The organism is Arsenophonus endosymbiont of Aleurodicus floccissimus (assembly GCF_900343025.1).
Lineage (GTDB): Bacteria > Pseudomonadota > Gammaproteobacteria > Enterobacterales > Enterobacteriaceae > Arsenophonus.
Map to the genome: position 1 here is coordinate 1 of NZ_OUND01000010.1, position 10281 is coordinate 10281.

General features: G+C 32.9%; 6 protein-coding genes and 5 pseudogenes. 5 read left to right on the plus strand and 6 right to left on the minus strand.

What is annotated here, in order from left to right:
• Together secA and mutT are read left to right on the plus strand one after the other, a co-directional pair.
• Positions 1-2051 (plus strand): preprotein translocase subunit SecA (secA, locus tag ARADI_RS16755; RefSeq protein WP_119712778.1); only part of this gene is annotated, 2051 nt, incomplete at its 5' end.
• 87 nt (positions 2052-2138) lie between these two features.
• Positions 2139-2539: pseudogene (gene mutT / locus ARADI_RS16760) on the plus strand (8-oxo-dGTP diphosphatase MutT).
• A gap of 165 nt (positions 2540-2704) precedes the next feature.
• Here mutT and yacG read toward each other — a convergent pair.
• From yacG to ARADI_RS19225, 6 genes and pseudogenes are all read right to left on the minus strand, one after another.
• Positions 2705-2857, minus strand: a complete 153-nt coding sequence (gene yacG, locus ARADI_RS16765) for a DNA gyrase inhibitor YacG (RefSeq protein ID WP_119712779.1) — start codon at positions 2855-2857, stop codon at positions 2705-2707.
• A gap of 8 nt (positions 2858-2865) precedes the next feature.
• Positions 2866-3620, minus strand: a pseudogene (gene zapD, locus ARADI_RS16770) (cell division protein ZapD).
• On the minus strand, positions 3613-4236 hold the full coding sequence (gene coaE / locus ARADI_RS16775) for a dephospho-CoA kinase (RefSeq protein WP_119712780.1): 624 nt from the start codon (positions 4234-4236) through the stop codon (positions 3613-3615). The pseudogene zapD and the gene coaE overlap by 8 nt, the downstream one beginning before the upstream one ends.
• A gap of 215 nt (positions 4237-4451) precedes the next feature.
• Positions 4452-4745, minus strand: a pseudogene (locus ARADI_RS21470) (type II secretion system F family protein); the annotation flags it as partial.
• Positions 4746-5471: 726 nt separating this feature from the next.
• Positions 5472-6907: pseudogene (locus ARADI_RS21995) on the minus strand (ATPase, T2SS/T4P/T4SS family).
• A gap of 310 nt (positions 6908-7217) precedes the next feature.
• Positions 7218-7358, minus strand: a complete 141-nt coding sequence (locus tag ARADI_RS19225; RefSeq protein WP_238149570.1) for a prepilin-type N-terminal cleavage/methylation domain-containing protein — start codon at positions 7356-7358, stop codon at positions 7218-7220.
• 480 nt (positions 7359-7838) lie between these two features.
• Between ARADI_RS19225 and nadC the strand changes: the two are divergent.
• The 3 genes and pseudogenes from nadC to ARADI_RS22000 all read left to right on the plus strand — a co-directional run.
• Positions 7839-8722, plus strand: a pseudogene (gene nadC / locus ARADI_RS16795) (carboxylating nicotinate-nucleotide diphosphorylase).
• Between the two features lie 506 nt (positions 8723-9228).
• The gene (gene pdhR / locus ARADI_RS16800; protein WP_119712782.1) at positions 9229-9999 is read left to right on the plus strand and encodes a pyruvate dehydrogenase complex transcriptional repressor PdhR; all 771 of its coding nucleotides are present in this window, start codon (positions 9229-9231) and stop codon (positions 9997-9999) included.
• A gap of 165 nt (positions 10000-10164) precedes the next feature.
• On the plus strand, positions 10165-10281 hold a 117-nt coding region (locus ARADI_RS22000; RefSeq protein WP_500782842.1), incomplete at its 3' end, for a pyruvate dehydrogenase E1 component-related protein.

Here is a 10281-nt window from a genome sequence, read left to right on the forward strand (position 1 = left end):
CCCCATTAATTATTTCAGGGCTGGCAGAAGATAGTTCAGATCTATACAAAAAAGTGGATAAACTAATCCCTAATCTTAAGCAGCAAGAAAAAGAAGATTCAGATACTTTTCAAGGAGAAGGTCATTTTTCTGTTGATGAAAAATCACGTCAAGTTACATTGACAGAACGTGGATTAGAATTAATTGAGCAATTATTAGCAAAAGCGAATTTAATGGAAGAGGGTGAATCATTATATTCTCCAGCTAATATTATGCTTATGCACCATGTCATGGCTGCCCTGCGTGCTCATGCACTTTTCAGTCGGGACGTAGATTATATTGTCAAAGACGGTCAGATTATTATTGTTGATGAGCATACTGGACGGACAATGGAAGGACGCCGTTGGTCAGATGGATTGCATCAAGCCGTTGAGGCAAAAGAAGGTGTTGAAATTCAAAATGAGAATCAAACATTGGCATCAATTACCTTCCAAAATTATTTTCGGCTATACGAAAAACTCGCCGGTATGACCGCTACTGCTGATACAGAAGCTTTCGAACTTAGATCTATCTATAAATTGGACACAATTGTTATTCCAACTAATCGTCCGATGATCCGTAATGATTTACCTGATTTGGTTTATATGACTGAAGCGGACAAATTTGCTGCCATTATTGATGATATTCTTGAATGTACTGGCCGAGGCCAACCGGTATTAGTAGGTACTATTTCAATCGAAAAATCAGAGCTAATTTCTCAGGAACTAACTAAAGCTAAAATTGCGCACAATGTTTTAAATGCTAAGTTCCATGCGATGGAAGCAGATATTATTGCTGAAGCCGGGCAGGCAGGTTCAGTTACTATTGCAACTAATATGGCGGGGCGAGGTACAGATATTGTATTAGGAGGCAGCTGGCAAGCAGAAATCAATAAACTAGAGGGCGCTAGTCAGGAGCAAATTGATAAAATCAAGACAGCATGGCAAGAGCGGCATGAAGCGGTAATTGCTGCTGGTGGTTTACATATCATCGGTACAGAACGCCATGAATCCCGTCGTATTGATAACCAATTACGTGGGCGTTCTGGACGCCAAGGTGATCCCGGTTCATCCCGTTTTTATCTTTCAATGGAAGATTCTTTAATACGTATTTTTGCCTCTGATCGAGTGGCAGGAATGATGCGTAAATTGGGTATGAAACCCGGTGAAGCGATTGAACATCCTTGGGTAACGAAAGCAATTGCTAATGCACAACGTAAGGTTGAAAGCCGTAACTTTGATATTCGAAAACAACTTTTGGAATATGATGATGTTGCTAACGATCAGCGTCGAGCTATCTATTCACAGCGCAATGATTTATTAGATGGTGGTGATGTTAGTGAAACGATTGACAGTATTCGTGAAGATGTTATAACCGCAACTATTGATGCTTATATCCCTCCCCAATCTTTGGAAGAAATGTGGGATATTGATGGTTTACAAAAGCGATTAAGCAACGATTTTAGTTTAGAATTACCTGTTCAAGAGTGGTTGGATAAAGAACCGGAATTACATGAAGAAACTTTGCGTGAACGTATTCTAGAAAAAACGGTTGCAGCTTATAAGCAAAAAGAGACAATTGTAGGTAGTGAGATGATGCGTAATTTTGAGAAGGGCATCATGTTACAAACTCTTGATACATTATGGAAAGAGCATTTGGCTGCAATGGATTATTTGCGCCAAGGTATTCATTTACGAGGCTATGCACAAAGAGAACCAAAACAGGAATATAAGCGCGAGTCATTTGGTATGTTTGCCAATATGCTAGAAACTCTGAAATATGAAGTAATTAGCACATTAAGCAAAGTAGAAGTTCGATTATCAGAGGAAGTAGCTATACTTGATCAGCAAAGACGTGAAGAGGCAGAACGTGTTATGAAAAAGCAGCACCTGAGCCATGAAATTGAAAATGAAGCATTGATGTCAAAAACAGAGGCTCAAATGGCGGCCCAAAGCCATAAAATTGGTCGCAATGAACCTTGTCCATGTGGTTCAGGTAGAAAATATAAGCATTGTCATGGTAGTTTAGGTTAAAGCGCAATTGCTAAAACAATTAAAAACAAGATCGGAGAATATATCCGCTCTTTTACTGTAAACTTCAAAAGTAATTAAATTATTTTTATGGAAAAAAAACAATTACACATTGTTGTTGGTATTATTAGAAATACCAAACAAGAAATTTTTATTACCCAGCGGGCAGCTAATTCACATATGGGAGGTTTTTGGGAATTTCCTGGTGGTAAATTAGAAGTAGGCGAAACACCGGTAGAAGCATTGTTGCGTGAGCTTAAAGAAGAAATTGGGATAGATGTTATTAACAGCCAATTGTTGCAGGTTGTTGAACATGAATTTCTAGATCGTAGAATAACATTACATTTTTTTTGGTAGAGCAATGGGATTGCCAGCCTTATGGAAAAGAAGGCCAATCATCATGTTGGCTTTTGCAAAAATCACTGCTAGCCGAAGAATTTCCGCCTGCCAACCGAGTAATTGTTGATATGCTAATCAATAATGTGATTTGAGTTGCCTATCCCACAGATAAGTTAATATAACTAAGTTTTTGAAATTATCTTATCTAAAGGTTATATAATGGTGCAAGTGAAATTTATAGCGTTTTTGACTTTAAAATTATTTTTAATGTCATGATCATCGGATATTTCACTACAATCATCTATTTCGGAAATATTTCATTGACTTGAGATCCTTTTTTTCTCACCAGCCCATTCACCAAGATCGATTAATCGACATCGTTTGCTACAAAAAGGGCGATAAGGACTGCTCTTTTGCCAAATAACAATTTTATGGCAAGTCGGACATTTTACCGTGAACTTATCTGGCATAATGACTCCTAACAACAGGCTAATTTAAATGGTAATTTATCAGGTACAATACCATTTTCACTGTCTTCATGTAAGAATCGGATAGCAAAATGTATTTTATGTCCAGCAATCTGAGGATATAGAGATAAATTTATCGATAACTTTATTCGGATCAGATCCGCATTTTCTACATTACCTTGATAGAAACCATTGTAACTTTTTTGACTGGTGAATGTATTAGACTTGCGGATCAAACTTAATAGCATATTTAAAGCAGAACGTAACGGAAGGATGCCATTAATCCAAAAATTAATTCTAGTTTCTATCTCTTTTTTAGGCGTATTTAACCATAAATGTAAGGCTGGTAAATCAAAACTACAACAACCCCTCCGGGTATACTTAACCGCTGGCGGGCAATACTAATAACTTTATCTCGCCGTAAGTGTTGACCAATGCGTAGTGCTTCTCTTAATAAAGTAAGATTTTCTTGTAGTTCTTTTAGAAGATTTTTAATCAGAGTTTTATCTGCATGGAGATCACTGCACCATTGATTAAGTTTGTTTTTTTGTTTATCTAATTCTTTAATAATGTCTGCACGTATATCGCTGCGATCTAATACCTCGATTAATTCAGAAACGGCACGAAAAAAAGTTAACACACTAGCTAATGAGTTGATGTTTTTCAAGTTAATGAGTTGCTGAAGCAAACATTCCATGCGCAGCCAAGAGCGCATTTTCTCATTTAATGGATGTTCATAAATAATGGTAGAAATAGTATTACTTATTGTGTGTTTCCTGAGAAGCATTCATACCTAATTGTATATATTTCTGATGTAATTTCGCTAAAGTTTCATCAAGTGTTAAGTTATTATGGTGATTATTAATTATATCATCAGCTTTTTCTAAGCGCCTTGTTCGGCTAACTTGGTTAGATAAAATATTTTTTGCTTCTTGTTGGCTAATTTTATCACGTTTCATTATACGAGCTATTTGTTCTTCTGGTGTTACGTCAATGACTAGCACGCGGTTGGCAAGATGCTCTAGATTATTTTCAATTAATAACGGGACAACCCAAACTACATAAGGGAAATTGAGTAACGTTAGCTGGCGTTGTGTTTCTTGATGTATTAATGGATGAAGCAAATTATTTAACCAATTTTTTTCTCTTGGATCGTTAAATATTTTTTTTCTTAACTTGGCGCGATTTAAAGAGCCATCGTTATTGAGAATAGTTGAACCAAAATGTTGTTTTATCATGTTAAAAGCATAAGTATTAAGCATAACTATTTGTCTTGAAATGATGTCTGCATCAACAATTGGTACTCCTAAGGATGCAAATTTATCTGAAACGGTACTTTTGCCGCTTCCTATCCCGCCTGTGAGAGCAACAATATAGCTCATGTATCCTCTCTTTCAATAAATTTAAATGGTAAATTCCAGGCAAAGGTCTGATAATTTTTTTATGTTTATTATAACGGCTTTTAACATAATAATATTTTTTATTTTATTGTTACATTGATTACTTAAGAAATAATATTACCTAAATTAAAAATCGGCAAATACATAGTGAATAATAATCCAGTAATTACAACTGCGAGTAATAGTATTAGCATTGGTTAAATTAATTTTATCTTTTTATTAACATATTTTATTAGGTTATCTTGATACCAATTAGCTAGTTTTTCTAAAAATAATACTAAATTGCCAGATAATTCTCCGGCTGTAATAAATTGGAAGCATAGATATGGGAATAATTTTTCTCTTTTTATACTGTTGCTAAAAGAAATACTTCGTTGAATTTTTTGATATATAGAATATATGGCATCATGATAAACTGGATGTTTTAGTGTTTTTAATACATATTCGAATCCTTCTAATAATGTTAATCCTGATTTTTGGGTAATATGTAGCGTTTGAAAAAAATAGTAAAGTTATTGCCAACCAATAAGCTTATTGAGTAATGGCAAATGCAAGCTAAGGTAATAATGATATGTAAAGCATTGTCAGCAATTTTATCAGAAATGGTAATAATAAACCTAGTTGCTATTGAAAGTTGAGCATCAAATGTTTGATATATTGCTTTAAATTCAGGTAAAACGAAAAATAATATTAGTGAAACCACGACTGAAGCGATAATTAAAATAATGCATGGATACTGTAGTGATTTAGTTATTTTTTGTTTTAATATTTGTTGTTGAAGTTGTTGGTAAATAAGTTGGTAATTTTTTCCATGCTATTGGTATGTTCTCCTATTTCTACTAGTCAATAAATTATTTCTGGAAAAAGTTTAGGGTAATGTTTTAATGCCGAAGAGAATGCTTCCCCTTGATTAATACGTTTAATGATTTCTGTTAATATACATTTCCAAACGGACATATTACATTATTTTTGAATAATATTTAGACTTTGAATTAAAGAAATATTGGATTTAAGTAATACATTAAGTTGATACATAAAATGCAAGCGATAGCTAAGAATTTTTGTGGTATATAGCGCAATTTCTCTGATTTTAATTGAAATAGGTATTAAATTGCTTCTAAGAATATATTCAAAAACCTCCTGTTTAGAATGAGATATTTTATAATTTTCTATTAATATTCCCTGAGTATTAATTGCTCAATATATATAGATAAAATTCACCGAATTATCTCCTGTCCTGTTACTTCATACAATTCTTTTAGTGTTGTTATGCCCGCTTTGACTAGAAGTAATCCAGAAGCAAATAAACTAATGAAAGGTATTTTTTCTGTTTTTATTGGTAGCTGATAAAATTGCGTAGCAAGAGTTTCTTCCTTAAGCTCTAAAAACTCATAAATTGCAGTTTGCCCTAAATATCCACCGAAACAATGGTCACATCCAACCGCCCGCCAGTTTGTAATTTCAGTTTCAATATTATCATATTGAATAATAATAGGATTTTTCTCATGACGTTTGCAGCTAGGACATAGTTTTCTAACCAGTCTCTGAGCAATAATTAATTTCACACAAGAATTTATCAAATGTGATGATATGCTTAAATTTTCTAGTCGCTCTAGTGTACTTTTCGTTGAATTTGTATGGAGGGTTGATAATACTAAATGGCCGGTTTAGGCAGCTTTTATAGCAATTTCGGCAGTTTTTTGATCGCGGATTTCGCCTACATAATAATATCAGGACTTGGCGAAGTGATGCTCTTAAGATGGTTGAAAAATCTAATCCTATTTTTTCGTTTATAGGAATCTGATTAATCCTTTTTATTGGTATCTCTACTGGATCCTTAATCGTTGAAAGATTTAATTCACTGTGATTAAGATATTCAAGACAGCTATAAAGCGTTACTATTTTACCACTTCCAGTTGGCCCAGTGACAAGAATCATTCCTTGTGGCAGAGAAAGTTTTTGTTTTAAAATGACAAGAAAATTATTTTTTATACCTAGTTATTCTAAAGAATAATGGTTTTTAGTATTTAATATCCTTAAAACTATTTTTTCACCATAAAGAGTTGATAATGTTGAAATGCGAATAGTATAGTAGATATCACGGCTTATCCATTTAAGTTGTCCATCTTGAGGCAAGCGCTTTTTTGTAATATTTAATTTTGCCAATATTTTTAATCGGGCAAATATTTCCGCATAATTTTTGACTGGCGGTGAAGGAACATAAAATAATTTACCATCAACTCTGATACGAATTTTGGCACTGGTCTTAAATGGCTTAATATGAATGTCTGATGCCCGTTTTCAATAGCAGATTCAATAAGATAATCGACATAATTTACTGCTGGTGAATTAGGTTTTTCTTCATTGTTAATTGAAGGATCATAACGTATAGGTTCTTCTTGTATTTCAACTTCATGATTACAGCGATTAAAATAATGCTCAATTTTTTCTTTTGGCCAGATATCATACAAACAGGAACACTAGAAATAAAAGACAATGCTGTTAACAATTCGTCATTAGGTTTTCTATAACTCGCACTGGAAAGTTTTTTTGAATTGAGCTCGATCATTACAATATCATGACGATAACAAAGTTTTTTTAATTCATCTTCGATAACATTAAAGTCTTTGGGAATAGCTGTTATGAAAGTCATAATAGAATCCTATTATTTAGAATATAAAGGTGTCTGCACAATGTTTTTTTAATCCCGAATCTGTACTTTCACAAGAAACTTTCCAGCTCACTTGATTATCTGTTGTAGATAATGTCGGTTCTAATGTTATTGTGAAATCTTTCAGTGATTTTGTACCAACAACTTTAATTATTCCATCTTTCACATCGATATTACTGACATATTTTCCTGTCTTACTTTTTGGAATTGAAGATATGCCATTATGGCAACCTGTAAAATGCCCATTTTCAAATCCACACAGTTCGGTATGCCTTTTATAAGGAACAATAAATTACAACATGTCAGTTAGAGATGCTTTTTGCATATAACTTTTGTAGCTTGGAATACTAATTGCACTAAGAGCAGCAATAATTGCAATTGCAACCATTATTTCCATTAGAGAGAATCCTTGTTGTTTCATCATATTTTCCATTATCGATTGCAGATAAAGTGATGATGCACAATGGTAAAAAAAAGTTACAATGAGAAAATAAAATATTAAAATATCGTTCTAAATATTATTTTTATATTGAAAATAAAAAAATAAATTCGAGCAATTTAATAAATAATTAATTTGGCTATTTTTTTTGAAATAAATTTTTTAATATTAGTCATCATTTTTAAGTTTGATGACAGTATAAATAAATAACTATTTATAATGGCTCATTCGAAATGTATACATCTGTCATATGTTTCATGAAATGTATTATTTATTCAGTTTTAAGATAAAGAATTTTTATTATAGTAAGTCCCCACATTAATTATACAGAAAAAATCTCTATTTAGATTTTATAGATTGTAGTAACGTGTTGGATTGATGTAAGTCAATGAAAAAATTTACTATAGATATTTATGCAATACCGTGGAGTAAAAGTTTAAAATAATTTATTACTCTAAATATTAAGGAGTTGTAATGGCGTATATCACTCATGATGTTGAGCGACGTAAGGAACAATTATTAGAACGTTTACATCAAGATATTTTAGCTAATGTTGCTTTCGCATTACAGGAGGATTTAGGTAGAAATATAAATATAGACAGTGATATTAGTGCACAATTACTGACAAAAAATCAGTTGGCTATTGCTAAAATAATTACCCGGGAAGATGGTATATTTTGTGGAATGCGTTGGTAGAGGAGATATTTCAGCAACTTGATCAATCTGTTCAGCTTATATGGTAGGTCCGTGATGGCGATAAAATTAAATCTGGCCAGATTCTTTGTACTATCGAAGGTGATGCCCATATACTGTTGATAGCTGAAAGGGTTGCACTTAATTTTTTACAAACTTTATTAGGTGTTGCTACCAAAACAGCTCATTATGTTGAGATATTACAGGGCACAGAAATAAAGTTATTAGATACGCGTAAGACCATTCCTGGTTTAAGGAGCGCGCTCAAATATGCAGTACTTTTTGGAGGTGGTTTTAATCACAGGCTAGGTTTATTTGATGCTTATTTAATTAAAGAAAATCATATTATTGCAGCAGGTAATATTACTTCAGCAATTAAGAAAGCCCGTTTAGCGCATACAAATGTTCCTATCGAGGTTAAAGTTGAAAATATAAATGAATTGATTGAAGCAAAAGCAGATATTGTTATGTTAGATAATTTTACTATTTCTATGATGCAAGAAGCGGTAATGATTGCTCAGGGAAAAGTGGCTCTCGAAGTATCAGGCAATATTATGCTGAAAACATTAAAAGAGTATGCAAAGACAGGGGTAGATTATATTTCTGTTGGTGCATTAACTAAAAATATTACAGCAATAGATCTTTCTATGAGATTTCATAAATAGTTGAATAATACTACTAAATATTTTAACGATTTATTCAATCAACATATTGATATAAAAGAAAATTTATTAATTAAATTTTTTAATTATTTTAGCTATTTTAAAAAATTAAGGATATTTTTAATATCAACTCTATCAATCGTTTTCACTGAAAACCATTCATATTATTTATAATAAAATTGTTATGTTGTTAACTTTCATATTGAATATCAATTCATTTATATTGATTAATAATTTAATTAAAGGGAAATATTAACGTTTCAGTTTATTAATTATATGTATACAAAAATTAACATCGTTGCTAAAAAACAAATTAAAACTATTATTTTTTTAATTTTTAAAAATCCTTATCAAAAAATGCGACTTTCTTAAGGTTAAATATAAGCTCTTATGGACAGTTGGTGAATACTTTGTTACTTTATGTATATCTAGGATAAATTGGTATTACCAATTGACTTTGGTAGTGTTAAATAAGTATTTACGCAAAATATAAGTGGGCTATTGTAAATATGGTTTATAGCAAAATTCGCCAACCTAAATTATCTGATGTCATTGAACAGCGCCTTGAGCATTTAATCCTTGAAGGAATATTGCGCCCCGGAGAAAAATTGCTACCTGAACGTGAGTTGGCTAAGCAATTTGATGTTTCTCGTCCCTCTTTGCGTGAGGCGATTCAGAGGCTTGAAGCAAAAGGTTTTCTTCTTCGCCGACAAGGAGGGGGGACGTTCGTCCAAACAAATCTATGGCAAAGCTTTAGTGATCCGCTTACCAAGTTATTATCTGGGCATATGGAATCACAATTTGATCTTTTAGAAACACGTCATGCACTTGAAGGTATTGCTGCTTATTACGCTGCTTTAAGAGGAACCGATGAGGATCTGGCTCGAATTAAGATTAGTCATTTACGAATTCAGGATATTGAGGAGCGTGGGGATGTTAATGCTGAAGTTGAGGCTGTTTTGCAATATCAGCTGATTGTTACTGAAGCGGCTCATAATGTGGTATTACTTCATATACTTCGTTGTATGGTTCCAATGTTAGAGCAGAATATTAGACAGAATTTTGAGTGCTTATATACCCGTAAAGAAATGCACGCAGCAGTAAGTAAACATAGAACTCAAATTTTTGAAGCTATTATCGCACGTGAACCTGAAAAAGCACAGGAAGCTTCACATCGTCATTTAGCATTTATTGAGGAGATTTTGCTGGACATCAATCGTGAGCATACACGTCGTGAGCGTTCTTTACGTCGAATACAACAATATCAAAATTTAATTTAGTAGTGTAGATTTTTTTGTTACTGGTCTGCATTACCGCTCTGATTTATTAGAGACAAAGTTGCGGCAATAGTGACTATCTTTTGTTCTTCTTTCCGGTTTAGTAAATATGTTCAAAAGATGGCTCAGTAACTATATCAGAAACAGATAATAGATAAGGAATAGACCATGTCAGATATGTCGAAGAATGACGTGGATCCGATCGAAACTCGCGACTGGTTACAGGCGATCGAATCGGTCATCCGTGAAGAAGGTGTTGATCGTGCTCAGTATTTTATTGATCAA